The 21,577-nt window shown below is 53.8% G+C and carries 30 protein-coding genes and 1 pseudogene; 15 read left to right on the top strand and 16 right to left on the bottom strand.

Translation table 11 applies throughout. The features are described 5' to 3' along the window. Nucleotides 1-317 precede the first annotated feature (317 nt). The 3 genes from ABD920_RS22375 to ABD920_RS22365 all read left to right on the top strand — a co-directional run bounded on the left by ABD920_RS22375 (nt 318) and on the right by ABD920_RS22365 (nt 3,197). The gene (locus ABD920_RS22375; protein ID WP_345162532.1) at nt 318-581 is read left to right on the top strand and encodes a hypothetical protein; all 264 of its coding nucleotides are present in this window, start codon (nt 318-320) and stop codon (nt 579-581) included. A 670-nt stretch (nt 582-1,251) separates the two neighbouring features. Then, nucleotides 1,252-2,160: a sugar phosphate isomerase/epimerase family protein gene (locus ABD920_RS22370; RefSeq protein WP_345162530.1), complete on the top strand. Its 909-nt coding sequence runs from the start codon at nt 1,252-1,254 to the stop codon at nt 2,158-2,160. 65 nt (nt 2,161-2,225) lie between these two features. After that, nucleotides 2,226-3,197, top strand: coding sequence for a Kelch repeat-containing protein (locus ABD920_RS22365; protein ID WP_345162528.1), 972 nt, complete (start codon nt 2,226-2,228; stop codon nt 3,195-3,197). A 250-nt stretch (nt 3,198-3,447) separates the two neighbouring features. On the opposite strand, the pseudogene ABD920_RS22360 reads toward ABD920_RS22365, so the two are convergent. Next, nucleotides 3,448-4,061 (bottom strand): annotated as a pseudogene (locus ABD920_RS22360) (DUF5131 family protein). A gap of 429 nt (nt 4,062-4,490) precedes the next feature. Here ABD920_RS22360 and ABD920_RS22355 point away from each other — a divergent pair. Beyond that, the gene (locus ABD920_RS22355) at nt 4,491-5,216 is read left to right on the top strand and encodes a DUF6088 family protein (protein WP_345162526.1); all 726 of its coding nucleotides are present in this window, start codon (nt 4,491-4,493) and stop codon (nt 5,214-5,216) included. Next, complete coding sequence (locus tag ABD920_RS22350) at nt 5,213-6,187, top strand: nucleotidyl transferase AbiEii/AbiGii toxin family protein (RefSeq protein ID WP_345162524.1); 975 nt, start codon at nt 5,213-5,215, stop codon at nt 6,185-6,187. The genes ABD920_RS22355 and ABD920_RS22350 overlap by 4 nt, the downstream gene beginning before the upstream one ends. A 315-nt stretch (nt 6,188-6,502) precedes the next feature. Here ABD920_RS22350 and ABD920_RS22345 read toward each other — a convergent pair whose 3' ends face one another. Both ABD920_RS22345 and ABD920_RS22340 read right to left on the bottom strand, forming a co-directional pair. Beyond that, entirely contained in the window at nt 6,503-6,928 is a 426-nt protein-coding gene (locus ABD920_RS22345; RefSeq protein WP_345162522.1) for a hypothetical protein, read from the bottom strand. A gap of 11 nt (nt 6,929-6,939) precedes the next feature. Beyond that, nucleotides 6,940-7,152, bottom strand: coding sequence for an AlbA family DNA-binding domain-containing protein (locus ABD920_RS22340; RefSeq protein WP_345162520.1), 213 nt, complete (start codon nt 7,150-7,152; stop codon nt 6,940-6,942). Nucleotides 7,153-7,527: 375 nt separating this feature from the next. Between ABD920_RS22340 and ABD920_RS22335 the strand changes: the two genes are divergently transcribed. After that, entirely contained in the window at nt 7,528-8,061 is a 534-nt protein-coding gene (locus ABD920_RS22335) for a DUF6933 domain-containing protein (RefSeq protein WP_345162518.1), read from the top strand. A gap of 107 nt (nt 8,062-8,168) precedes the next feature. Here the strand turns inward: ABD920_RS22335 and ABD920_RS22330 are convergent, their stop codons facing one another. The 8 genes from ABD920_RS22330 to ABD920_RS22295 all read right to left on the bottom strand — a co-directional run bounded on the left by ABD920_RS22330 (nt 8,169) and on the right by ABD920_RS22295 (nt 13,910). Then, nucleotides 8,169-8,312, bottom strand: coding sequence for a hypothetical protein (locus ABD920_RS22330; protein WP_345162516.1), 144 nt, complete (start codon nt 8,310-8,312; stop codon nt 8,169-8,171). Between the two features lie 392 nt (nt 8,313-8,704). After that, complete coding sequence (locus ABD920_RS22325) at nt 8,705-9,031, bottom strand: nuclear transport factor 2 family protein (protein WP_345162580.1); 327 nt, start codon at nt 9,029-9,031, stop codon at nt 8,705-8,707. A 101-nt stretch (nt 9,032-9,132) separates the two neighbouring features. After that, nucleotides 9,133-10,002, bottom strand: coding sequence for an alpha/beta fold hydrolase (locus ABD920_RS22320; RefSeq protein ID WP_345162514.1), 870 nt, complete (start codon nt 10,000-10,002; stop codon nt 9,133-9,135). Nucleotides 10,003-10,060: 58 nt separating this feature from the next. Continuing rightward, nucleotides 10,061-10,738, bottom strand: a complete 678-nt coding sequence (locus ABD920_RS22315; RefSeq protein WP_345162512.1) for a 3-keto-alpha-glucoside-1,2-lyase-like domain-containing protein — start codon at nt 10,736-10,738, stop codon at nt 10,061-10,063. Nucleotides 10,739-10,865: 127 nt separating this feature from the next. Continuing rightward, complete coding sequence (locus ABD920_RS22310) at nt 10,866-11,396, bottom strand: DinB family protein (RefSeq protein WP_345162510.1); 531 nt, start codon at nt 11,394-11,396, stop codon at nt 10,866-10,868. Between the two features lie 45 nt (nt 11,397-11,441). Next, nucleotides 11,442-12,104, bottom strand: a complete 663-nt coding sequence (locus ABD920_RS22305; protein WP_345162508.1) for an NADPH-dependent F420 reductase — start codon at nt 12,102-12,104, stop codon at nt 11,442-11,444. A gap of 101 nt (nt 12,105-12,205) precedes the next feature. Then, entirely contained in the window at nt 12,206-12,823 is a 618-nt protein-coding gene (locus ABD920_RS22300) for a Crp/Fnr family transcriptional regulator (protein WP_345162506.1), read from the bottom strand. 355 nt (nt 12,824-13,178) lie between these two features. Next, the gene (locus ABD920_RS22295; protein WP_345162504.1) at nt 13,179-13,910 is read right to left on the bottom strand and encodes a 3-keto-disaccharide hydrolase; all 732 of its coding nucleotides are present in this window, start codon (nt 13,908-13,910) and stop codon (nt 13,179-13,181) included. A 116-nt stretch (nt 13,911-14,026) separates the two neighbouring features. On the opposite strand from ABD920_RS22295, the gene ABD920_RS22290 reads away from it, so the two are divergent. From ABD920_RS22290 to ABD920_RS22275, 4 genes are all read left to right on the top strand, one after another. Then, nucleotides 14,027-14,320 (top strand): helix-turn-helix domain-containing protein, encoded by a 294-nt coding sequence (locus ABD920_RS22290; RefSeq protein ID WP_345162502.1) that lies wholly within the window; start codon nt 14,027-14,029, stop codon nt 14,318-14,320. Nucleotides 14,321-14,351: 31 nt separating this feature from the next. After that, nucleotides 14,352-14,642 carry a DUF1016 N-terminal domain-containing protein gene (locus tag ABD920_RS22285; RefSeq protein WP_345162500.1) on the top strand — a complete coding sequence of 97 codons (291 nt, stop codon included), beginning with the start codon at nt 14,352-14,354 and terminating at the stop codon, nt 14,640-14,642. A 74-nt stretch (nt 14,643-14,716) separates the two neighbouring features. Continuing rightward, nucleotides 14,717-15,463, top strand: a complete 747-nt coding sequence (locus ABD920_RS22280; protein ID WP_345162498.1) for a PDDEXK nuclease domain-containing protein — start codon at nt 14,717-14,719, stop codon at nt 15,461-15,463. A 98-nt stretch (nt 15,464-15,561) separates the two neighbouring features. Next, entirely contained in the window at nt 15,562-16,257 is a 696-nt protein-coding gene (locus tag ABD920_RS22275) for a formylglycine-generating enzyme family protein (RefSeq protein ID WP_345162495.1), read from the top strand. 78 nt (nt 16,258-16,335) lie between these two features. Here ABD920_RS22275 and ABD920_RS22270 read toward each other — a convergent pair whose 3' ends face one another. From ABD920_RS22270 to ABD920_RS22265, 3 genes are all read right to left on the bottom strand, one after another. Next, complete coding sequence (locus ABD920_RS22270; RefSeq protein WP_345162493.1) at nt 16,336-16,596, bottom strand: SUMF1/EgtB/PvdO family nonheme iron enzyme; 261 nt, start codon at nt 16,594-16,596, stop codon at nt 16,336-16,338. A gap of 304 nt (nt 16,597-16,900) precedes the next feature. After that, entirely contained in the window at nt 16,901-17,200 is a 300-nt protein-coding gene (locus ABD920_RS25015) for a type II toxin-antitoxin system RelE/ParE family toxin (RefSeq protein ID WP_425568676.1), read from the bottom strand. A 3-nt stretch (nt 17,201-17,203) separates the two neighbouring features. Then, nucleotides 17,204-17,464, bottom strand: coding sequence for a type II toxin-antitoxin system ParD family antitoxin (locus tag ABD920_RS22265; RefSeq protein WP_345162491.1), 261 nt, complete (start codon nt 17,462-17,464; stop codon nt 17,204-17,206). A 315-nt stretch (nt 17,465-17,779) separates the two neighbouring features. Between ABD920_RS22265 and ABD920_RS22260 the strand changes: the two genes are divergently transcribed. The 4 genes from ABD920_RS22260 to ABD920_RS22245 all read left to right on the top strand — a co-directional run bounded on the left by ABD920_RS22260 (nt 17,780) and on the right by ABD920_RS22245 (nt 19,707). Further along, a complete protein-coding gene (locus ABD920_RS22260) occupies nt 17,780-18,004 on the top strand; it encodes a hypothetical protein (RefSeq protein ID WP_345162489.1) in 225 nt (74 codons plus the stop codon). 128 nt (nt 18,005-18,132) lie between these two features. Next, on the top strand, nt 18,133-18,333 hold the full coding sequence (locus ABD920_RS22255; RefSeq protein WP_345162487.1) for a hypothetical protein: 201 nt from the start codon (nt 18,133-18,135) through the stop codon (nt 18,331-18,333). A 9-nt stretch (nt 18,334-18,342) separates the two neighbouring features. Then, nucleotides 18,343-18,696, top strand: a complete 354-nt coding sequence (locus ABD920_RS22250; protein ID WP_345162485.1) for a hypothetical protein — start codon at nt 18,343-18,345, stop codon at nt 18,694-18,696. 72 nt (nt 18,697-18,768) lie between these two features. After that, on the top strand, nt 18,769-19,707 hold the full coding sequence (locus ABD920_RS22245; RefSeq protein WP_345162483.1) for an ArdC family protein: 939 nt from the start codon (nt 18,769-18,771) through the stop codon (nt 19,705-19,707). A gap of 15 nt (nt 19,708-19,722) precedes the next feature. On the opposite strand, the gene ABD920_RS22240 is transcribed toward ABD920_RS22245, so the two are convergent. Next, nucleotides 19,723-20,109 (bottom strand): response regulator, encoded by a 387-nt coding sequence (locus tag ABD920_RS22240; protein ID WP_345162481.1) that lies wholly within the window; start codon nt 20,107-20,109, stop codon nt 19,723-19,725. Nucleotides 20,110-20,211: 102 nt separating this feature from the next. After that, on the bottom strand, nt 20,212-20,652 hold the full coding sequence (locus ABD920_RS22235) for a hypothetical protein (protein WP_345162479.1): 441 nt from the start codon (nt 20,650-20,652) through the stop codon (nt 20,212-20,214). Nucleotides 20,653-20,726: 74 nt separating this feature from the next. Between ABD920_RS22235 and ABD920_RS22230 the strand changes: the two genes are divergently transcribed. Then, entirely contained in the window at nt 20,727-21,077 is a 351-nt protein-coding gene (locus ABD920_RS22230) for a DUF2200 domain-containing protein (RefSeq protein WP_345162477.1), read from the top strand. The last annotated feature ends 500 nt before the right edge of the window (nt 21,078-21,577 follow it).

Genomic DNA, 21,577 nt, shown 5'->3' with positions numbered 1-21,577 from the left:
AAGGGCCCAGCGAGCGCCCAGCTGCGGGTGCCTCGTTAAATAGCCGTCATGCTTATGGTGATGATTTTCTCTCACCGTGCTCCTCCCATCGCTTCCGCGGCATTTAACGGCTGCTGCGTATCCAGTTCGGTGTTAGCTAACGCCGGACGGCTGCCTGCTGTGTCCCAAGGCGTCAAGGCACGTGATACAGCAGCTGCGTGAACCACCTGCATCCACCCGGCTGCTGATTCAACCAAACCAGCGGCCGGGTGGATGCAGGTGGTGACAGCCTGTATAGAGATTCCGGCGTTAGCAAGATTATGGAAGCATTGCGTTATATGATGGAGTTTTTATTTAAGCCAAAGTCCCATGTGACAAAGGAAGCGTATATTCAATACACGTACACTACATCAGATATAACAAAATCAAACGCGACGATGAGTACCAGAGCAGCAACCCAACAAAAGAAGCAGCGCCAGAAAGAATTCAAGGAAAGGAAAGAAAACGAGGAGCGCCTGAAAGCTGCTGCAAAAAAAGCTAAACAGGGTATAGCTAGGAACGACGAGGAGGATGACAGGATGCACGAAGCTGTTTTGTCCTGATTATACCTTGACAACAACCGTCCCATGAAATGCCGGTACCCTGAGCTCAGGAAGGCGAAGTTCCCACGTGCCCAGATTGCGGAATTTGAAGGATTGCCCATTCCCGTTTTGCCGTCTCCTGAAACCATTCGCTGATTTGATCAGGGAACAAGTAGGAGAGGCGGCTGTGAAGCAGGATTGCGCGCGAACGAGCGCCTGCCTAAAGACTTCACTCGCATGGAGGGGCAACAAGCAGGCAAGAAGCCAAGCAGGGGCATGCTCATAACTAGACTGCAAGTTGCAAAGCGGCAAGTGGGAGAGCAGGCATTTCAGTGCCCGTCCCGTACCCGCAGGCCATACCCCCTCCGTTGCTGCCTATGAGGTTCGAGAAGAACGAAGGGGTGCTATCGCTAACCTTCCCCGCCATGACCTGGCTGTATCGGCTGGTTATCCGGCGGCCGTGCTGGGGCCGTTAGGTGAGCGGCCAGCAGGCCCCGGCAGCCCAGTCCAGGTTTTCAGAGAGGCATCCTGGTGGAAGGGCAGTCTGGCGGCGCGCCGGCAGGGCCCGGAACGCTCCCCCATGTTCTAAGTGCGGGAAGGGAGTGGGCCAAAGCGCAGTTTTAACGCATAAACCTGCCTTATTATCCGTAAATTATTGATAATTTAGGAAATCACTCCATAACGTTACCGGATGAAAACACGATTGTTCGCCTGCCTGCTCCTGGCAATGGCTTTTGTGGGCTGTAACAGCCAAACGGGCACGACTGAAAGGGCGGTCAACACGGCCCCTCCCTCAGAGGATGTGACCAAGAATTGGAAGCTCGGGGTCGCCCTGTGGACGTTCCACACCTTCAGTTTCCCGGACGCCCTGGCCAAGGTGGACAGCGCCGGCCTGGAGTACATAGAGCCGAACACCTTCCACGCAGCGGGCCCGGCACTGAAGGACTCCCTGATCCTGCAGCTCTCCCCGGCCGGCCTTGATAAAATCAAAGCCCTCATCGGGCAGCGGGGCCTGAAAGTGGGGTCGGTCTACATCGCGGGCGACTCCACGCTCGCCTCCTGGACAAGGCAGTTCGCGATCGCCAAACAGCTGGGGGCCAGGTTTGTGACCGCCGAGCCGCCCGTCCACATGTGGGACCCCATCGACAGCCTGGCCGGCGCCTACGGGGTGAAGGTGGCGATCCACGAGCATTGGAAGGGGGTAAGCCCCTACTGGCACCCGGACTCTGTGCTGGCCGCCATCCAGGGGCACCCCAACTTCGGCGCCTGCGCGGACCTGGGCCATTGGCCCAAGAGCGGCATTGACCCCGTGGAGGCTGTCAGGAAACTGAGCGGCCATATCATCGGCGTGCATCTAAAGGACATCGCCGCCTTTAACGACCCTGCGCTGAAGGATGTGCCGGTGGGTACGGGCGTGGTTGATTTCCCGGCCGTTTTCAAGGAGCTGGAAAGGCAGCGGTTCGCCGGCCCTGTCTATATAGAACGGGATGCGGAAGACAAGCCCAGCAACCTGCCTTCCGTCATCCAAACAGTGAAATACTACAACGAGCAGGTGCAACAGCTGCAACAGGCGAAGAACGGTGCTGAAAGCGCTGAATAGATAAGCCTGTGCGCTTATCCTTAATTTTCTGGTTTCTCATGTTACACTCCTAATCCCTATCCGCATTGAAAACGATACTCCTGTTATGCCTCGTACTGCTCTCATTGCCGGCGTTTGCCCAGCATGCCGCCCCCGGGTGGAAAGCCCTGGAAACAAAGACCAGTGCCTTGCCGCGCCATGAAAATGCCTTTGTGGAATGCGATGGCAGGTTTTATGCCCTGGGCGGCCGTGGGGTAAAACCCATTGAGGAGTATGACCCGAAGACGAACACATGGACCGTGCTGGCAGACGCCCCCATGGAGTTCCACCATTTCCAGGCGATCGCCTTCCAGGGGGAGATCTATGTCATCGGTGCCTTGACGGGGGACTACCCCCATGAAAAGCCGATCCCGAACTTTCTGATCTTTAACCCGAAGACCAGGGCCTGGCGGGAGGGGCCGGCCATTCCGGCCGAGCGGTTGCGCGGCTCTGCCGGGGTGTTCACCCGCGGGGATAAAATCTACATGGTGTGCGGGATCATAGACGGCCATTGGGAAGGCCATGTGCGCTGGTTCGATGCCTATGACACGAAAACCGGGAAATGGAGCGTCCTGCCGGACGCGCCCCGCCCCCGTGACCATTTTCAGGCGGCGCTGATGGGGAACCGGCTTTACCTGGCGGGCGGCAGGACCTCCCATGCGGCGATCGGGAAAGTGCTCGACCTGACGATCGGGGAAATTGACCGTTTTGACTTCAGGACAAACCAGTGGTCCACCCTTGCCCAGGAGCTTCCCACCCCGAGGGGAGGAACGGCATCGATCGCCAAGGCGCCCTTCCTTTTGGTGATGAACGGGGAGAGCACCCTGCAGGAACCCGCGCACGCGGAGGTGGAGGTGCTGAACACCCGCACGGGGGCCTGGTCCCGCTTGCCCGACCTGCAGAAGGGCAGGCATGGAACTGGCGCCGTTTACTGGAAAGGGAAGCTGTACGTTGCAGCCGGAAGCGCGAACCGGGGGGGCGGCCCGGAGCTAAATGACATGGAGTGCCTGGACTGGTAAAGCAGGCCAGGCAGCCCCAACTGCACCACCGCGCCTTGGCGGCACATCCAGGAGCATATCCGCGTCCAACACAAAAGCTTTTAATATTAGATATATTACTATATGTTAATTGTCTTATAATTTACCTTATGTTAAGTAAGAGAAGGCAAGGACCTACCTAATCTTCCTATACAAGAGTTCGGTAATTCTTACAAACACTTCCCTATCGTGGTCTTCAGCAACATGATAAAACTACTACTCAATGGGCTAACTAATGAATCAATGCTGGCATCTCATCATAAGTCCTGCCGTTCAACTCTCTGCCAGCTGCCTTTTTGTTCCTTCCGCCCCATTGCTTAAAGAAGAAGGCGACTCTTGCCCGATCACATTGCTGCTGGATATCTATCACCCATTCGGCACGCATCGGCCTAGGTTTCTGCCTGACTCACCGCCTACTATAACCCAATCAATGTTTCGCAGTTTAAGATTCGGTAATGGACCAATTAGCGGCTCCAAAGACAGAAATTTTACTACTGCGTTGGTTCTTCTCAGGTGGTCAACCCTGAAAGTTACTGCCTCATCCTCCACAGACACACCCATCCAAATGTTAGGTGTCCAGTTCAAGAAAGGAGCCAATGCCTCAAGTCGCTCAGCTCTCTTGGTGAGCACTTGGAACGTGTGCTGCGGGCACTCATTCATCACTTTGAAAACCTGATGTACAAAGCTGAGCGGTATATCCTCGTGGAAGAGATCGCTCATGCTGTTGACGAATATTACTGAAGGTTTCCACTTTCGTGGGAGGTCCAGCACCTCCGGGTGTGTCCTGACAGTTCTAAAGCCGCTGCTGTACTTCTCCACACCCATTGCCTGAAGCCGCTTGTGCATATCCTCAGCATAGCAGAACTTGCAGCCCTGCGATATTTTAGTGCAGCCTGTGGTGGTTTAGTTTATTTTCCGTTAATATAGCGACTAATCCATTTCTTTAAGAGGCTGTTTTGATTTTATATAAAAAGGCTTTTTGACAAATTATAAAATCTCGAATCGTTAAAATTTGCTCATATAATCACTTTCTTCATTTTCAATTATAGTTACTTGAAGGCCCTGTAAACCAATATTAGCAAATCAAAACAGCCTCTAAGATACATAGATATTGATGATGATTACCCTCCGGTCTATAATGCTTTTTAAGAATTATATCTGATATGGTATTTATAATAGGTGCGTTTTGTCAAGTTTTATAACATAAAAACTTGACAAAATAAGGTAGTACGTCTTATCTTTGGAGGGTGGTTTTTCGCTACAGAGAAAGCAAACATGAGCATTATGCAGCAAGTCCGGGAAAGAATTGAGCAAGCCCAGCCCGGCCAGCTACTGACTTATGCTGATTTTCAGGTAAATGACGGCCAGCTGGAGGCCTTGGCAGCGGCGCTCAGCCGCCTGGCCAGGCAAGGGGTGGTCCATCGGCTGGCAAAAGGCCGCTACTACAAGCCAAAGGAAACTGTTTTCGGGCAAGTAAAACCATCCGAAAAAGAGATCATCAGGAGCCTAAGCACTTCCAAGGGCAGAGTCAAAGGGTACGAGAGCGGTTTGGGGCTTTACAACCAGCTGGGCCTGACCACGCAGGTTCCCCAGGAGGTGACGCTGATGACCCGCAAGCAACGCCGGGTGGCGAATGTCGGGAAAACCAAGATCCGTTATGTTCAGAGCCCCACCCACTTCAAGGAGTCGGACATTGACAAGCTTCAAGTCCTGGACGCACTGCGCGGTTACAAGAAGATTCCGGACCGCAACAGCGAGAAGACGATCCTCATTCTGCTGGAGTATATCAGAAAATTAGCCGAACGCGACATGGATCGGCTCATAGCGCTGGCGCTGGACTATAACCCCGCTACCCGGGCCTTACTAGGAGCCCTGCTGGAGCAGCTGGACTATACAAAGGAGGCGGACAGGCTAAGACAGTCGCTCAACCCGCTGACAAAATACAAACTGGGCATTAGCGAGAGCATTTTGCCCAACAGGAAAGACTGGAATATTATATGAACCTGCACCAAAACCCGGAGGTGTTCCGGGACGCCATCACGGCCACGGCAGAGGCCCTGCAGATCAGAGACGTATATGTAGAGAAGGATTACTGGGTGACGCTGGTGCTCTACCGCCTGGCCCAGTCCCCCTACTTGGAGCAGGCCATCTTCAAGGGCGGCACCTCCCTATCCAAGGCCTACAACCTAATTGAGCGCTTTTCAGAGGACATCGACTTGGCTATCAACACGCCCGAAGGTATGACCAACAACCAGGTCATGCAGCTGATTCGCAAAATCTCAAAAGAGATCACAAGGGACATGGTAGAGGTAAAGGACCCGTACCGAACCAGCAAGGGCTCCCGGTTCCGAAAGACGCTACACGACTATGGAGCCTCCGTGCAGGGAGACTATGGCCAGGCAACTGACAAGATTCTGGTCGAGATCAATTCCTTTGCCAGCCCTAACCCACACCAGCTGATGCCAATCAAGACCTACATCAGCCAGTTTATGGCCCAGCGTAACTTGCTGGACCTGATCCGCCAATACGATCTGGCTCCCTTTGAGGTGAATGTGGTGAGCCTGGAGCGCACCTTCACAGAGAAGGTGCTGGCCTTGGTGCGGGCTTCCTATGCAGAGAATCCGGTAGATGAATTAGGTAGCAAGATTCGCCACGTATATGACCTGCACGCCATGCTGAAAGCACCTGTAGTAGTCTCCTTTATACACAGTGAGGGCTTCTTCGGGATGATCCGGGCTGTGCAGGCTGATGATGCCCGCAACAGCGAGTTTCAGGGGGACTGGGCTCTACTGCCACTGGATGCTTGCCTCTTATTTGCCGATGTGAGAGGAGCCTGGAATTCGTTAGAGGCGGCTTACCAGCAGGAATTACGCTCCCTCGTGTATGGTACGCTGCCTGACCCGGAGGAGATTTTTGCCGTTTTGGGTATGGTCGCTGCACGCCTTAAGGCATTCGGAGACAGGGGGAGTTAATATGGACCTCATGTAGCTGTTAGGCCCTGATAAGAAGTATGGTGCATTATTCCCTGCCCAGTCTTTATGCTTACAGTTTATACCCCTATTAGTTGGTTCATGCGCATTGCAATTTGCCTGTCTGCAGATTCCCCTCCTCGGAGGGGCAGGGGTGGGTTCTGTAGAACAGCTGCGTGCGCAGTATTCAGTTGATAATGGTATGAGATATTTATTTCTTCTGTTTCAGATAGCTGCTCAACCTAATCTACAAAAGGGAAAATAATTTGAGTCAGGTGCTGTATACACATGGGATGAGAAATAGGGCTATTGTTTCTGTTAGTAATGAAGCAGTTGCCGTCCCTTCTCCCTTATCACATACAGCTGCAAGGGACTGTTGGGCCGGTCCTTAACCGTGCGGTCTAACAAGTCCCATTCCAGTAGTGGATCATTATACCGCTTCACGTTTTTGGTGTGGTTGGTCAGGCCCAAGCCCTGTTCGAGTATCTTTTTGCGCTTTGCCGGTTTAGTGACGTAAGCCAACACCTGCAGGTGCTCTTCCCTCAACTGTGCCGATAGCTCCTTTATTTGGTCGCTGACTTGGTCACCACTGTCTAAGCTGTCGGACAGGAAGGCCGGGTGGCAGAAAAGCCCCACTTCGAAGAAGGTGCGGCCCTCATCTGTTGGGAAGGTAGACGCAGGGGATCCATTGCTTTCCAGCGCCCTTTTAATGGTCGGGCTGCCGGTGGCCCTTCCCTCCGTCAAGTCCAGCTCCTTCAGAGAGCCCCTTCACAGGCCGTTTGGCCACCCCGCTTTCTTCCACTACGCCCACCATAACATAGGCCCCCACCCATGTTTTCAAAGTCATTGGCGAAGGCGCAGACGGTCCGGTAGATGGCGTCCGGGTTCCACCCTTCCTTAAACTCGATCCTCTCTGACTCCACGGGGCGATGGTGCAGCAGGTCTTCTATGTTGATGTGTAGGGGCATAAGGTAAAAGTAATACGGAGAGTCGGCACGCGCAACATGGAGCAGGCAGAGGTTCTCTTTAAGATTGCAACTCCGCAGGCCGCATCCCTCCTGTGCTGCCTCCCCCTTCTTTTCTTCCCTTTTGTAGCCAAAACAAGGCTTTGAGTAGGGCCAGACGAAGCTGTTACAGAATAAACAGGTGAAGCAGTGTCAGGGGAGCGTACCGAATATTGAGTATTATAGGGGTATGAATGCAGGCTACGCCTTCAGGCGCAAGATTTCGCTGGATTGGGAAGGCAGAGCGCTGCCATTCCCCTCATCAACAGCACCCCTGCGGGTTATTTTTCCTTCTCATGTTCTTTTCCTCTTTAACTTACGGTTTTAAATAATTCCAACATGATCCAGCTCTACCAAACGAAGAAACTGAGGGGGCACCTAAGCGCTTCGTTTTGCCAGGCGCTGCCTGATGTAAGCACAGTAGAGATGGACCCGCTCTTTTCCTGGTATGGGGACTTGTTCTTTCTGAACCGAAAGGCGAACCTGATTTTTACCAACGGGCTCACCAAGTTCTCTATCCTCCTGTTGGGGTATAGAAAATCAGAGCACCCCGACTTCGCGGCGACCTTCCGGGGTTGCCTTGCCCGCACGCTGCAATTGCACCATATCCATCCAGGACCCTACCTGGAGCAGGCGGCTGCATTCGGCCAGAATACCAAAAGCAGCAGGTCCCCCCTGGCACATCTTTCGCGCCTTCAGATAGATTTTGTCCCCAGTCTGAAGGCGCATGAAAGTTTACAGGAGAAGGAGGCGCTATGGCGGCAATACGCTTACGACTTCAACACCTACCTCACCTCCTTCCCCGGGAGTAAGGGGTATGCGGCACCAGCCCGGGTGATGAAAGAAACACTTGAGCAAAGACAACTGCTGTAGTACGAAGGCAATCGCTCCGGCTCTAATGGCCTCACCGAATCCCGGCACCGTCTGGTTGGGGCCTACAAGGCAAGTTATCTTGAATAAAACGCAGGCTCCTCGTCTTATTAATCTTTTACAGCAACTGTGTATTCCTTGCTGATCTCTGCATCGATCCCCAGCCATAAGCCTTCGGTAGAGCCATGAGAACTCTGCGTGGCCACGCCGAAGGTGATATGGGCCACGACACTGGCCCCATATGGAGCAGCCACACGCGGTAATGGGTCTGTTTCCTGGCCCGGGTTTTACGTGCTGTGGGGCTTAAACAGGACAAACGAAGCCTGGCCCGGTTGGGGCCGCTGCAAGTGGAGGGGTGCCGCGGGTTCACCCTGCGCCTCAACCGTTGGTGGCCGGCCTCCTCCCCCCTCCCCTTCAGTTCGCACGCAGGGGTTATCTTCAGGCCCTCTGGCATAAACTGTCCTTCTTTGGTGCAAGAGGATGGAATGGCGAACGCATCAGCTAAGCTCAGGGCTTGTGCGTACTGGGTGAGCAGCTTTTCAACTGCTGTGTTTTCGTTTTGCGTGTTCATTCATTCCCTCCGTTACTGTCTCAATCACCACTTGCCTGTTTCAGTCTTTGCTGCGCACAAAGAAGCCCCGCCCGTTTACTTGGCTACCCTGTAGTCGGCCACCGTGTGGAACCTGATCTTATCGCCTTCCAGGAAGAAAGTATCCGTACCCATGGGTATTCTGGCCACTGTCGATTCGCTTGTCCATGCGATGTAGGCGACGGGACCGCTAACTGTCAGCAGCTTCATCTCAAAGGCTGAGCCTGTGGGGATGGCCTTGAAAAAGCCCCCGAAGAGTTCACGTATGGCAGCAAGCCCTTTCAAAGGGCCCTCTGGTGTCAGCACTTCCGACTCCTCTGTATAATCTTTCATGATCCCGTCAAGGTCGATGCTGCCAAAGGCGGTGAGGTGATGCGTTAATATGCCTCTTGTTACTGTTTCGGTTTTGCCATTTTATGTGATGCTTTTGGGTTAATAGATGCTTATGCCGAGTTGCTGCATATAGGCTCTCTGTGCTGCTAAAACTACTGTTTCAGGAAAGGCGTCATACTTGCCCATAGGGCCGGGAAGCTTGCCAGAAAGACAGGGTGCGGCGCACCGGGAATAATGCTCAGCTGCGCATGTGGAATCATCTCGTAAGCTGCGATGACAGTCTCCAGCGGGGCGTTCTGGTCCAACTCGCCCGCCATCACCAAAACAGGGCACTGAATGGCACTCAATGGTTCTTTGCCTATGCTTACTGAGCTGTAGTACTTACTCAGGGCCACCAGCCACTCGTCAAACCTGTGCGGCTCGGGCATCAGCGCGAGTTGCTGCTTAAAGTAGAGACTGTCCATGCCGAAAAGCGACTTCCGGATATTGTCGAAAGTTCGGAAACCCTGCTTCCACTCCCCGGCACCGATAGCAACCAGCTTCTTCACCTTCTCCGGGTGCGATGCGGCAAGAAAATAACCGGTGTAGGCGCCATCGCTGAAGCCCAATACAGTCACACTGTCTTTCGTTACCGCGCTGATAACGGCGTTGACGTCCTCTGCCTTACGCTCGTAAGTTGGCGTTTGTGAGCCCATCTCCGATTTGCCATGCCCTCTGGTGGACACGGCAATGACCTGGTGGCTCTTGGACAGGCTGTCAATAAACTGGTGCATCTCGTAGGTAGAACCCACTATACCGCCATGGAGGACCACGACAGGCTCCCCTTTGCCATACACCTCATAGTAGATCTTCGTATCGCCAGCCTTCACATAATGCCCCGCCTTGGGGTTATCGCCATAGGGTATGGCATGAGCCGGGGAAGGCGTCTGTTGCATAAAGTGCATCAGGCGCTTGGGTGTCTGCGCCTGGCTTACTGCCCATGCAAACGTAGATGCAATCAGGAAAAATAGCGTGCGTTTCATCTTTCAATCATTGATTATCCGGCTGATGCTTACTTACTGCACCAAGCATTACATACCCTCACTTGTCTTTCTGGACTTTTAAATCAGAGAAGAACCCCTCCGTCCCAACGTCTACCCATAGGCCGATTGCCCCCGATGCGCTGGCTCCGTGCTTCAGGTCATTCACAATCAGGGAAGGCTCTTCTCGGTCGTTCAGAAAGAGCTTTGCCTGCTGGCCCCTCACCTCGATCCGCATGGTGACCCACTCGTTCAGGCCCATGTCCGCGTAAGACTCATACCGTTCCGGTGCCTCCTTGCGGAGCCGGTCAAACTTGTAGTCAGGGTAGGCGTAATACTGGATGGAGTGGTTGCGCCGCACCTGGTCTTCCGACCTGCCGTTGGTCGGGCGGATATAGATACTCTCGTAAGCTTTGTTACCCTCGTCAATCCGGAAGGCAACCCCGATAAACCCCCGGGCAAACGCAGGCGCATCCTTGAGCAGCCTGCTCAGCACTTTCACCTCGATGGTGCCGTCCTGAAAGTCAATGTCTTTTATCTTGACAAAGGTAGGCTCGTCAAACTCCTTCACGGCAGCGTCCTTCACCACCCTTACGGCCTCTCTGCCCATCACCTTCTCGGTCGCCATGGACACGTCAACCGGCTTCAGGTTGTTCCTGTCAAGCCTGACTGCCTGGGAATACGCGTTAGTTGCTGAGAGCAGCAGGCAGCCTATGATCACAATTGCTACACTTCTCATGACTCACTTATTAGATAAACTTTTATTAGATAAACCAGCACGCCATACGAATCGGCCTGCGGGCAATGGTACAGGTTTTTAAGAGAGAAGGGGCATTGGCTGCCCCCTCTCTGTAAAACATGGCTGATTAGAACAGCTTCTCCTGCGGCGGGGTCACGCCGGCCAGGCGCAGGTAAACGGTGGTCTGTCCCCGGTGGTGCGTCTGGTGCTCGAAGAGCTTCTCCAGTGCCGCTCCCTTCGTCATCTCAAACTGGTTGAACAGCTTGATCTGCTCATTCAGCTGAGCAGGCGTCATTTTCCTGACGTTGCCGATGACAAAGTCATAGCCCGCCAGCACCTGCCTGGTGACGTTCGCCTTTGACTTGTCCGCCGACTTCTCTGAGGCACCCTGCCCCACGGGGCTTTTTGCGCCTGTTGCCGCTGCGGCAAAGCCATAGTTGGCATCCGTCAGGTGCAGCATCTGCTCGGCAAAGGAGCGCATCTCCGGCGTAGGCTTCAAGGCATAGCCGGACTCGGGCATGGCATCCAGGTACTCTTTGGTGTAGGCCTTGGCCCGTTCCCATTCTTTGGCTGTTTCCTCAACAGAGGTCTGTGCTTGGGCAAAACCAGTGATGGCCAGTATAAAACAGAGCGTTGTAAGCAGTTTCTTGATTTCCATACTTGTTTTTCTTTAGGATTGGAAGATGATTTTTTTGTGTCTACGTTAGATTCTCTCTTTGGCCTCTGGCACAGTGACAGTTCTGCCCAGTGCGCCGAATTCATGCAGGTCGCCGAACACCTCAATGCGAATCGATTGGTCTATACCTCCGACACGAACAGGTTCAAAGCCATTGTCCCGTATCAGTTCTTCAATCTGCGCATTGATGCCGGTGTCATCTGTGGCGTAGAACAGAGCTGCAGGCGCTGGCTTCCGGAAGGCCGCACCGGCAAGGGAGGCAACGCCTAGTGTGCCCAAGGCTTTAGCTAATTTTGCATCCTTGGGAAGAAGTGTTGACAGGATCTCGCCTGCAGACTCCTTTTCGCCGATTATTTTCCTGAATCCGCCTTCCTCGTCCGGCGAAATGGGATTGGATGGGTCAATGATGGTTTTTCCCCGAAGCTCTGAAGCATACTTGTTGAGTAGCTCCCTGATGGCATCAAACCAAATGGCAAAAACCACCATGTCTGCCTCTTTTATGGCAGTGGGGATGTCCATTGGCTGCGCCAGGCCGCCTAATTCCTCCGCCAGTTCTTTTGCCTTTTCGGTCTTTCTGTCTGCAACAATAACGGGCCGGTTGCCTTTGACAAGGTTAGCGGCAACGGCACGGCCGATATTGCCGAGGCCAATAACGGCTACTTTCGGTTTGTTTGAATTTTCCTGTGACATAACTATTTCTTAAATGGTGAACGGTTGATTTGTGAGTACAAATTTCCGTTGCGGGGCAGGATTGCCCAATGACCTGGTTTAAGAAATAGCCTTGACCTAGGTCAAGGCTTTGCCTTGGGCGTTTTGCTCAGCCTCTTGCGCAGGCGGCTCAGGAACTCGGGCGTGATGCCCAGGAATGCCGCGATCTGCACCTGGGGAAGGCGGTTTGCCAGGTGCGGGTAAACGTCAAAGAAGGACTGGTAACGCTCCTCTGCGGTAGAGCTGATGTTTTGCAGCAACCGTTTCTGTAGCCTGACGAAGCTGTTTTCTATCAGCACCCGGAAAATACGGTCAAATTTCGGTGCCTGCGTGTAGAGCGCTATCAAATCCTGGTAACTGATCTGAAGCACCATCGTGTCTTCCAGTGCGTCAATATTCAGTTCGGAAGGCTTCATGCTATGAAAGCTCCCCAAATCATTGATCCAGTAGTCCTTAGCCGCAAACTGAAGGATATGGATGTTACCATGGTCATCTACCTTATACATGCGCAGGCAACCCCGGACAACAAAGTAGAACTGCGTGCAGACGTCGCCTTCCTGAAGTGCATACTGCCGCCTGCGATAGAGACGTGGGTGGAATTTTTCGGCAATCAGCTCTTTCTCCTCCCTGCCTAGTGGAATAAGGCGGTCAAAGTACTGGAGCAAGGACTCAATGGTAGCCTGTGCTATATTTTCCTTCATCTGAGTGGCAGCGTTTGATGTATGATGTTACGGGAACTCTGTTTCAATTTACCAAAACAGGCCAAGACTGTCCTTTGTAAGGACAGCGCAATTTGGAAGTTTCTGTTTTCCTTTTGGGCTCCCCTCTCCTGAAATCAAAGAACAATGTTGAACACTACCGTCGTAGTTTAGCCCTCATTAACATAAAAGCAGTTATGAGCTTCATGATGATACTTAGATAAGCTCGGCTATAGCTCATGACTTTGCATGCCCGGCTTACATTACCTCACTGCCTGGCCAGATCTAACTGGCTAATTTCTTAACCATGATATGTATCAGGGTTATCTGTATCATGGTCTGGGCTGATTTGGTGCTATTAATCTTCCAATTTAGATATTGGAGTTAATAAAACTTTTCTGAATTCAACTTCGGCCCCTTCGGCCTGTAGTGCAATCTGCCCCTGTTGCACGGTCGCATCAAAACCATGATTCACCAACTCATTGTTTACCCAAACTTTCACCTCCTTCCCCACGCACTCAATCGTCATGCCATTCCACTCTCCCAGCGGTTTTTCCGAACCATCAGTCAAATTTGGAATGCGGCGCAGTTTATCGCCGTTTACTCCCCATTTTTCTTTGGGTCCGCGCCTTTTATCCATATCCGGTACGGCAATGTCTTCTTGTATGCACCAGAAATCACCTGCATTCCCGTGCATCATTTGTACTTCAATCGATTGGGGGAACATCCCGTACAGCGCCCGCGGGGTAGAAACATGCACCAGCGCCCCACAGTTGCCGGGCTTGCCGGCAAACCGGTACTCTATCTCCAAGCGGTAGTTTTCATAGCTGTCATTGGTTATCAGGTGGCCACCGGGCGTGCCTAAGCTAACCAGCAACCCGTTCCTAATAATAAAAGGATTACGCGCAGTAGGGTCATTATCCGTTTCAGGTACATCCATATGCCAGCCGGTTAAATCTTTCCCGTTGAAAAGACTTCTAGGCTTTGCCTTTTCAGCCAGGTTTTCAGTGGATTGAGCAGGGCTTTGGAAAGAACTTGTAAAAGGGAATGAACCCAGCAAGACGACAGATAGCAGAAGAATCTTGTTCATAGGATTTCCAGAAGTTTATTTTAAGATTTTATTTAGAAAAGAGATGAAAGCCGTTCATCTAATGATCTTGAAGTTTCTAATATAGCAGGAGTTACGCATAGTTGTTAACGGAATCTATGACTGACCTGAACACGTTTGGCGGCAGGCTCCGGGCGTACCGCAAGAGCAAGAAACTCAAGGGGGGCTTTGCCGCTATCCTGCGGGTGAAGAAAGCGCAGGTCGCGTTGATCGAGCACAACGCTTTCAGGACCCCCGCGGAGAAATTGATACAGCTGGCAACCGCCTTTCCCGACCTGGACCTGAACTGGCTCCTGACGGGCAAAGGGGAAATGCTGCTTCGGAAGTATTGCCTGCCCATCCAGCAGGGTGAAGTCAAAGTGGATTTGTGGGACCTGCTCTTGCGGCTGTAGGCGCAATGGCGTAATATTAGGCATGGCAGACATGGAGCTAAACAGAACAGCGGCTTACCAGTCCTGGCTGGCGGGGCTGAAGGACAGGATACGGGTTTCGCAGCTGAGGGCGGCGGTCAGGGTGAACACGGAGCTGATGCAGGTGTACTGGCAGCTGGGAAGGGGAATCGTGGAGAAGCAGCGGGAGGCGGGCTGGGGCGACGCGCTGATCGAGCAGCTCTCAAGGGACCTGAGCGCGGCCTTCCCCCAGGTTAAGGGCTTCTCCAGGACCAACCTCTTCTATGTCAGGAAGTGGTACCTGTTCTACAGCGGGGAGCGGTAATTGTCCCACAGCTTGTGGGACAATTACCCGAGACTGCTCACCTGGACAACGAATAGGAGTTAGTCCCACAGCTTGTGGGACTAACTCCGTGGGGGCACAACCGCGAGCTAGTGACCAAGTGCTCCGAAGTCAAAGAGGCCCTCTTTTACGTGAGCGAGACGATACGCCACGGCTGGTCGCGGGCCGTGCTGCTGCACCACCTGGAGAGCGGCCTGTACAGGAGGCAGGGAAAGGCCCTGAACAACTTTGCCCTGACGCTTCCCAGGAGGCCCCAGGCGGATCTGGCCATGGAGACGCTCAAGAACCCCTACAACTTCGATTTTCTCAGCCTCGGCCCCGAGGCGCGGGAGAGGGACCTGGAGGACGCGCTGGCCGAACAGGTCACGAAGTTTCTGCTGGAGCTGGGCCAGGGCTTCGCCTACATGGGGAGGCAGTACCGGCTCAACGTGGGCGGGGATGACTTTTACCTGGACGTTCTGCTCTACCACACCAGGCTGCGCTGCCATGTGGTGGTCGAGCTGAAGGTGACCGAGTTCCAGCCGGAGTACGCGGGGAAGCTGGGCTTCTACCTCAACGCGGTGGACGCGCAGCTGCGGCACCCGGACGACAACCCCAGCATCGGCATCCTGCTCTGCAAGACGCCGAACAGGCTCGTGGTGGAGTACTCCCTGAAGAATGCGGCTTCCCCATTGGGCGTGGCCGAGTACCGGCTCATCCATGCCGTTCCGGAGGAGCTGAAAGGGGAGCTGCCCACTGTTGAAGAGCTGGAGGAAGAACTGGTAAGGAGGATTCAGAGCAGTAGTGGCGGGGAAAGAGGGTAGCCTTCCCCTATTACATCGGGTCATGGGTATTGGTAGTGGGAGAAGGTAAAGTCAGCTGCCATCGAAAGAGACAAGTGGAAACAGGAAGCTATAAAAACATGGACTTCGCTGTCATCAGGGACCAGCTGGCTGTAGTGCCGGACGGGATTATTGAAATGAGGGACGACCGCATCAAAGAAAAGTGGTTCGTCGAAATAAATTCCTTTTTTCTGTCAAAGCTCCCTGTGACCCAGGAACTATATTTTGCCGTCACACATGAAAACCCAAGCAAGTTTATGGGCAATAACCTGCCTGTGGAAACCGTCTCATGGAAGGAGGCCGTTGTTTTTTGCAACAAGCTGTCTGAGCTTCTAGAATTTCTGCCCTGCTATTCAATCGACCAGACGGGAGACAACATCACATTCAACCCGAGAGCAAATGGGTTTCGGCTGCCGACCGAGGCAGAATGGCAGTTCGCCTGCCAGGCAGGCACAAACACCATCCGTTACGGTGAGCTTAAGGAAATTGCATGGTACAAGGCCAACTCCGGTAACCAAACGCATGCGGTCGGTGGAAAAGAACCAAACAACTGGGGGCTGTACGACATGCTTGGCAATGTCTGGGAGTGGTGCTCTGACATGTACGATGAAACAGTGTATGGCTCTTACCGCATTCTCCGGGGGGGCGGGTGGTGTGATGAGGCACGCAGCGTTATGGCGACAACCCGAAGAAGAAGCCATCCAATCTCGTTTAAAATTGACGACTTGGGGTTTAGGATTGCGAAAAACATGGATCAAGACAAAAGCTGCAGCTGACACCGCCTGAAAAGTATAGCACCCTCTGGGATGCTTCATCTTTATCCTGACCAGTGCTCTTGTAGAAGATCGTGGGGCCTATAAAATAGAAAAGGACACCGATCGTGTCCTTTTCCTTGAAGTCGTCCCAACTAACGCTGAAGCTGACTTATGTATGTATTTACGCCACTCCCACCGTTTTCCCCAATTAAAATGATCTGCAGCGACTTCCCTCTCCGCCCCAGTCGGCAGCCGCATTCCTTTCCACGACGCAGAGGCGGCAGCCTCATAGTAACTGATGTGGCAGACGGGGCTGCAGGCTGAACCGCCTGTAGCCCTGGCAAAGTATAGTGCACCCATTCGCCGTCCACATTGTGCCAGTAAGAGGGGCTGAGACACTGTTGCGCCTCGCCCATCTCTAAATACAGATTTCACTACTTCCCCCCTACTACTCACGCGAAGCAATACTGATACTGGTAAGCGAAGCAACATAGAGCGATGGTCAGTCAATTTCTGCTCATGTTGACTTGACCTGATAACCGCTTTTATGTTTCGCAGGGGTGAATTTCTTCCGGAGTGTATTAAGTGAGTAGCAAGAGCGCTAAGTTGAATCGAAGGGTCGATCTGGGATGTTGCTCGGTGGCAGAAGGCGGCTGTAGGTGTGCTATTCCCCCAAGAGAGTATCTACGTCTCGCCTCTGATGCAGAACACGCCGCACCACGATATGATTTGCAGCAACAACATCGTAGAATATAAGATAAGTTCTTGCCGGAAAGCCTCGCAGGTCTTTCCTCAGCTCACTCCTGGCCCTTCCGATCAATGGGCTTTGTGCCAAGTGCCGGCAAGTAGCGCTTATCTCATCAATGATGCGGTCCGCCGCTTGTTCACTGCCGTTTTCTGCAAGGTAAAGCCATATCTCAGTGAGATCTGCCTCTGCTGCAGGGCTCAGCTGGTAAAGAACCATTCCTTACGCGGGCTTCTTAAAGCGCTGTGCCATAAGCGCCCGTCCCTTCTGTTTGATAGCGGCTGCGTCAAAGGGCTTGGGTTCGCCCACATACCCCTTTTCGATTTCCGCCCTTAGCTCTTCCAACCGGTTCTCCATCAGCTTTTCCTGCAGCTCCAGCGCACGCAGGCCTGCTCTCACCACTTCACTGGCGTTGTTAAACGTGCCGGAGTTGATTTTACCGGCGATATACTCCTCAAAATGTTTCGTCAGGTGAATATTCATGGCTCTAAATCCTAAAGTCCAAAGATAGAAAAGTAAAGCGCTTATGTCAATCTTTGACAGTCCAAAAACAACATACTAAGCGTAACGCTGTGTTGGCTAACTTTTTTCTATAAACCTTTAAAATGCAAAAACGGACCTCTGATCTATTGAACATAAAAGTGGCCCAGTGGGTGTTTGACGTTGATCTTGCCAGGAAATGAGCCGATAGCAATGAATACAAAAGGGAAAAAGAATCAATAAGGCAAACACAGGAATTGCTGCAGCAGATCTTGCGTATACCTAACATCTCGGTTAGCTTTGCGTAAAGCGCATTAAATGGCAAATAAAGCACATCCACGATTCGTTACCCCATACAAATACGCGCAGCTCTGCGGCGTGTCGGATTCCGCAATTTATGGACGTATTGAAAGAGGGGCTGTAGAGGTTGTGGAGGAACGGACAATGGACGGCGAAACCAAACGGTATATTGACACGGACAAGTTTCCGCCTTCACGCCTGAATGATTACCCCATCGAGTACAAAAGGAAAAACAGGAAATAGTAATATTTATTATATAAATGTTGGGTATACCCAACATTAGGCCTGTTTTGATCGTATAAATAAGAAAGGCATTTCAATAAGCCCTTTTTTATTTATTATAAATGTTGGGTATGCCTAATATTCAGACTATGAAAGCAACATTCCAAACCAGAGAAGGGCAGCTGATCTGCAAGGCCAGCAGCCTCGACTACACCACCAGGCAGCGCGCGGTGAAGGTAGCCATCAGCAAAGGAGCCCGGACGCTGCAGTCCACGGACGAGCGCGGGCGCGTGCAGGACCTGACGCATCTCCTGCAGGGCAGGGCTTTCCCCGTCCGTCACATTGCATGACCCTTTCCTATGGAGACGTCCGCCCCGCACGGGAAAAGCATGGAGGAACCCACCCCCTCCCCGGAACTGAAGAAGCCCTTTTACCGGCTGGTGACAAACCGTCATACGCCCGGCGGGTCGTTTGACGCGGCCCCCTTGCTCCAGGTGCTCACCGCCGAGGACACCCCGCTGGAGATGGCCCGCTCCCTGGACGAGGCGTACACGCTGCTCTCGGAGTACCTGGTCCGCGATGCCGCCACCTACGGGGTGCACTACGCCGGCCTCCTGTCCGATTTGCGCCGGATGCGCGACGCCCTGCTGCAGGGAAGCGGCCTGCCTGCCTTCCAAAACCAGCCCTCCGGGAAGAAGCCCGCCGGGGACTGACCCGTGAAAGCAGGGACTCCCTGCAACCTCCTGTTTTTGTACTTATCCCGTCCTACCTTACCGTTTACTTCTATGAACGCCTACGAAAAATTCAACCGGCTGGCCCAGCAGGTGACAAGCGAGGTCATCGCGCAGCTGGCGCAGGGCCGCGTGCCCTGGCAGCAGCCCTGGACCTGTTACGGGCTGCCGAAGAACTACCTGTCCGGGCGGCCCTACGAGGGCTTCAACGCCTTTTACCTCCAACACGTCACGGAGAAACGGCGCTTCGCTGCGCCCTATTTCCTCACCTTCCGGCAGGCGCTTGAGCTGGGCGGCCACGTGAAGAAGGGCGAAAAGGGCACCCCCATTGTCTACTGGAAAATCAGGGAGGGGAAAGCCCGTGAAAATGAGGCAGGGCAGGGAGAAGGGGAAAAAGAGGGGCCTGCAAGAAAGTTTGTGCCTTTCATCTGGACCGTGTTCAACATCGAACAGATAGCGGGCGCGGACTTGGCCCTCCCTGCCGCCGTAGAGCACACCGAGTGGCAGGTGATAGCGGCCTGCCAGCAGGTGGTGGAAAGTTACCCAATGCCGCGCCCCCACATCGGGCACGGCGGCACGCAGGCCTACTACGCCCCCGTCAGCGACCGGGTGCAGCTGCCGGAGCTGAAGTGCTTTGCCTCCCCCCACGCCTACCACGCCACGCTCTTCCATGAGCTGATCCATTCCACCGGCCACCCCCAAAGGCTCAGCCGCTTCACCGAGAAGGCCGGCCGGCTCGCGGAGGAGGACTACAGCAAAGAGGAGCTGATCGCCGAGATGGGGGCCAGTTTCCTCTGCGCCTTCACCGGCATCCGGGAGGCGGTGTTCGGGAACTCCGTGGCTTACCTCAAGGGCTGGGCCGGTAGTTTGAAAGACGATAAGACGATGCTCCTCTCCGCCGGCACCAGGGCGTTCAGGGCCGCCAGCTACATCCTGGGCCTGAAGGCGGAGGAGCGCAGGGAAGCGCTGCCCCCGGCCGCCATGGCCGCTTAAGGGGAGGGGCCGGCGTCAAGGAAGAACACGTAGCAGGGCCTGCCTGGTGAGGGGCTTTTGCAGGTATGCCGCCGCCATGTGATTTTTGGCAAAGGCAATGTGCAGCGGGTCCAGGGTGGAGGTCAGCAGCACGATCCTGGTGTCAATCAGGTTCAACAGCCTGCGCCTGCCCAACTCCTCCAGCACGGCCAGGCCATTCATCCCGTGCATGTTGACGTCCAGCAGGAGAAGCTCAGGGGGCTGCCTGTTCGCCGCGGCCTCCTGCAGCAGCCTCAACCCTTCCAAACCGGTTTCCGCTGTCCTGATATCTGCGCCCGCGTACATGCCGCGTAGCGTGCGCTTGGTGAGGAATACGCTCGTGGCGTCATCGTCAATGATTAAAATTCTTCTGATGTGATGCATGCAGTGGCTGAGTACCTAACTCCGTTTCGGCACCTCAACATACAAAAAAGAAATAAATAGGCAGCACCTGCCTCGGCCTGAGATGAGTTGAGAAATCACTGATTAAGCTTCGTTTCCCGGCCACGCACCCCAGGGAATGCGGAGCAGGATGAGCAGCAAGGCAATGCCGTAGAAAACAGCGATGCTTTTGAAGCCTTTCCCTGTACCCGCCGTGCGCTTGGCGCGGGAGTAGCCAACCGTGAGCAGCACCAGGGCGATGACCATGGTAAGCGGGTGCTCCAGCAGGTAGAGCCTGGCGGTGGAGTCGCCCATGGCCTCGCCGGAAAAATTGGAGGCGCCCAGCGGGGAAACAAAGTATAGGATCACCCCGATTACCCCCTGCAGGTGCGCCGGTATAAGGCCCAGCAGCCCCCGTTTTCTGTCGCCAGCCGTAAATACCCTGTTGCCGAACATGCCGGCCAGTGCGCTTGCAAAGCTGACCAGCACACCCAGCAGCACCAGGTATGTCATGTAAGAGTGCAGATGCTGTATCCCTGTGTACATGGTGTTGTTTGTCTGTTCCGGCGTTAAGATAGAAATTATTGGCTAAAAAGGCACAGGTCGTGTAAACATAGAAAATGGGAAAGCACAGCATATTCACAACACCGTTTGCCCGTGTTTATCCGCATGATGTTCTAAAAGCGGAGAAAAAGGGGCGCACAAAGGCAGCGGTCGATGCGGTCATCCGTTGGCTGACGGGATACAGCCAACAAGCATGGCAGCAACAAATCGACTCAGGGAATGATTTCCAGGCCTTTTTCGCACAGGCCCCGCAGCTGAATCCAAACGCCTCAAAAATCACCGGTGTGATTTGCGGCTACCGGGTGGAGGAAATCGAAGACAGACTCATGCAGAAGATTCGCTGTTTGGATAAGCTGGTAGATGAACTGGCGAAAGGAAAGACCATGGAGCAGGTTTTAAGAAAGTAGCGGGAATGGCCGCGTCGACGGCATGCCCCACCAGCCAAAGCAGGGACGCCTTCCCCCTCCCTTTTGTACTTATCCCATCCTTCCTCACCTCCTGCCCCTATGCACTCCTTCGAAAAATTCAACTGCCTGGTCCATGCAGGACAAGCCGGGAGCAGCTGGTTTTTTGGAAGCGTGGCTCCTCGGAATCGAGACCTGCCTCCTTTCAGGATCCTGGGAGCCTCCGCGGCATGTTCGTTGCACATCCCTTGCCGGGTTACCTCCAGGGGCAAGCATCTGATGGTTCCGATTCCGCGAAATCCGGCCGTACGGAACGGGGGGCCTGCACCGGTACAGAAGCTGGCGCTTTGTGAAAGAGAGCGGGCCTTGTTTCCTGAAGCGCATCTGTGACGCCGGCGCCTGTGCCTGCGTGGGCGGGACCGGCAACTGGAATCACAGGGGGATAAAGCCGGATTAGCCACAAAACAGCGGCTGAAAACAGGCGATAGCGCCGTTTCCCCCTT

The organism is Pontibacter saemangeumensis (assembly GCF_039541895.1).
Taxonomy (GTDB): Bacteria; Bacteroidota; Bacteroidia; order Cytophagales; family Hymenobacteraceae; genus Pontibacter; species Pontibacter saemangeumensis.
This window is presented reverse-complemented; position numbering and strand designations above follow the sequence as displayed.

Excerpts from the sequence above, each read along its gene's own strand:
- ABD920_RS22375 (WP_345162532.1), top strand. The coding sequence starts at position 318 with ATGATGGAGTTTTTATTTAAGCCAAAGTCCCATGTGACAAAGGAAGCG.
- ABD920_RS22370 (WP_345162530.1), top strand. The coding sequence starts at position 1,252 with ATGAAAACACGATTGTTCGCCTGCCTGCTCCTGGCAATGGCTTTTGTG.
- ABD920_RS22355 (WP_345162526.1), top strand. The coding sequence starts at position 4,491 with ATGAGCATTATGCAGCAAGTCCGGGAAAGAATTGAGCAAGCCCAGCCC.
- ABD920_RS22350 (WP_345162524.1), top strand. The coding sequence starts at position 5,213 with ATGAACCTGCACCAAAACCCGGAGGTGTTCCGGGACGCCATCACGGCC.
- ABD920_RS22340 (WP_345162520.1), bottom strand. The coding sequence starts at position 7,152 with ATGCCCCTACACATCAACATAGAAGACCTGCTGCACCATCGCCCCGTG.
- ABD920_RS22335 (WP_345162518.1), top strand. The coding sequence starts at position 7,528 with ATGATCCAGCTCTACCAAACGAAGAAACTGAGGGGGCACCTAAGCGCT.
- ABD920_RS22320 (WP_345162514.1), bottom strand. The coding sequence starts at position 10,002 with ATGAAACGCACGCTATTTTTCCTGATTGCATCTACGTTTGCATGGGCA.
- ABD920_RS22315 (WP_345162512.1), bottom strand. The coding sequence starts at position 10,738 with ATGAGAAGTGTAGCAATTGTGATCATAGGCTGCCTGCTGCTCTCAGCA.
- ABD920_RS22310 (WP_345162510.1), bottom strand. The coding sequence starts at position 11,396 with ATGGAAATCAAGAAACTGCTTACAACGCTCTGTTTTATACTGGCCATC.
- ABD920_RS22305 (WP_345162508.1), bottom strand. The coding sequence starts at position 12,104 with ATGTCACAGGAAAATTCAAACAAACCGAAAGTAGCCGTTATTGGCCTC.
- ABD920_RS22300 (WP_345162506.1), bottom strand. The coding sequence starts at position 12,823 with ATGAAGGAAAATATAGCACAGGCTACCATTGAGTCCTTGCTCCAGTAC.
- ABD920_RS22295 (WP_345162504.1), bottom strand. The coding sequence starts at position 13,910 with ATGAACAAGATTCTTCTGCTATCTGTCGTCTTGCTGGGTTCATTCCCT.
- ABD920_RS22290 (WP_345162502.1), top strand. The coding sequence starts at position 14,027 with ATGACTGACCTGAACACGTTTGGCGGCAGGCTCCGGGCGTACCGCAAG.
- ABD920_RS22285 (WP_345162500.1), top strand. The coding sequence starts at position 14,352 with ATGGAGCTAAACAGAACAGCGGCTTACCAGTCCTGGCTGGCGGGGCTG.
- ABD920_RS22275 (WP_345162495.1), top strand. The coding sequence starts at position 15,562 with ATGGACTTCGCTGTCATCAGGGACCAGCTGGCTGTAGTGCCGGACGGG.
- ABD920_RS22270 (WP_345162493.1), bottom strand. The coding sequence starts at position 16,596 with ATGGGTGCACTATACTTTGCCAGGGCTACAGGCGGTTCAGCCTGCAGC.
- ABD920_RS25015 (WP_425568676.1), bottom strand. The coding sequence starts at position 17,200 with ATGGTTCTTTACCAGCTGAGCCCTGCAGCAGAGGCAGATCTCACTGAG.
- ABD920_RS22265 (WP_345162491.1), bottom strand. The coding sequence starts at position 17,464 with ATGAATATTCACCTGACGAAACATTTTGAGGAGTATATCGCCGGTAAA.
- ABD920_RS22260 (WP_345162489.1), top strand. The coding sequence starts at position 17,780 with ATGGCAAATAAAGCACATCCACGATTCGTTACCCCATACAAATACGCG.
- ABD920_RS22255 (WP_345162487.1), top strand. The coding sequence starts at position 18,133 with ATGAAAGCAACATTCCAAACCAGAGAAGGGCAGCTGATCTGCAAGGCC.
- ABD920_RS22250 (WP_345162485.1), top strand. The coding sequence starts at position 18,343 with ATGGAGACGTCCGCCCCGCACGGGAAAAGCATGGAGGAACCCACCCCC.
- ABD920_RS22245 (WP_345162483.1), top strand. The coding sequence starts at position 18,769 with ATGAACGCCTACGAAAAATTCAACCGGCTGGCCCAGCAGGTGACAAGC.
- ABD920_RS22240 (WP_345162481.1), bottom strand. The coding sequence starts at position 20,109 with ATGCATCACATCAGAAGAATTTTAATCATTGACGATGACGCCACGAGC.
- ABD920_RS22235 (WP_345162479.1), bottom strand. The coding sequence starts at position 20,652 with ATGTACACAGGGATACAGCATCTGCACTCTTACATGACATACCTGGTG.
- ABD920_RS22230 (WP_345162477.1), top strand. The coding sequence starts at position 20,727 with ATGGGAAAGCACAGCATATTCACAACACCGTTTGCCCGTGTTTATCCG.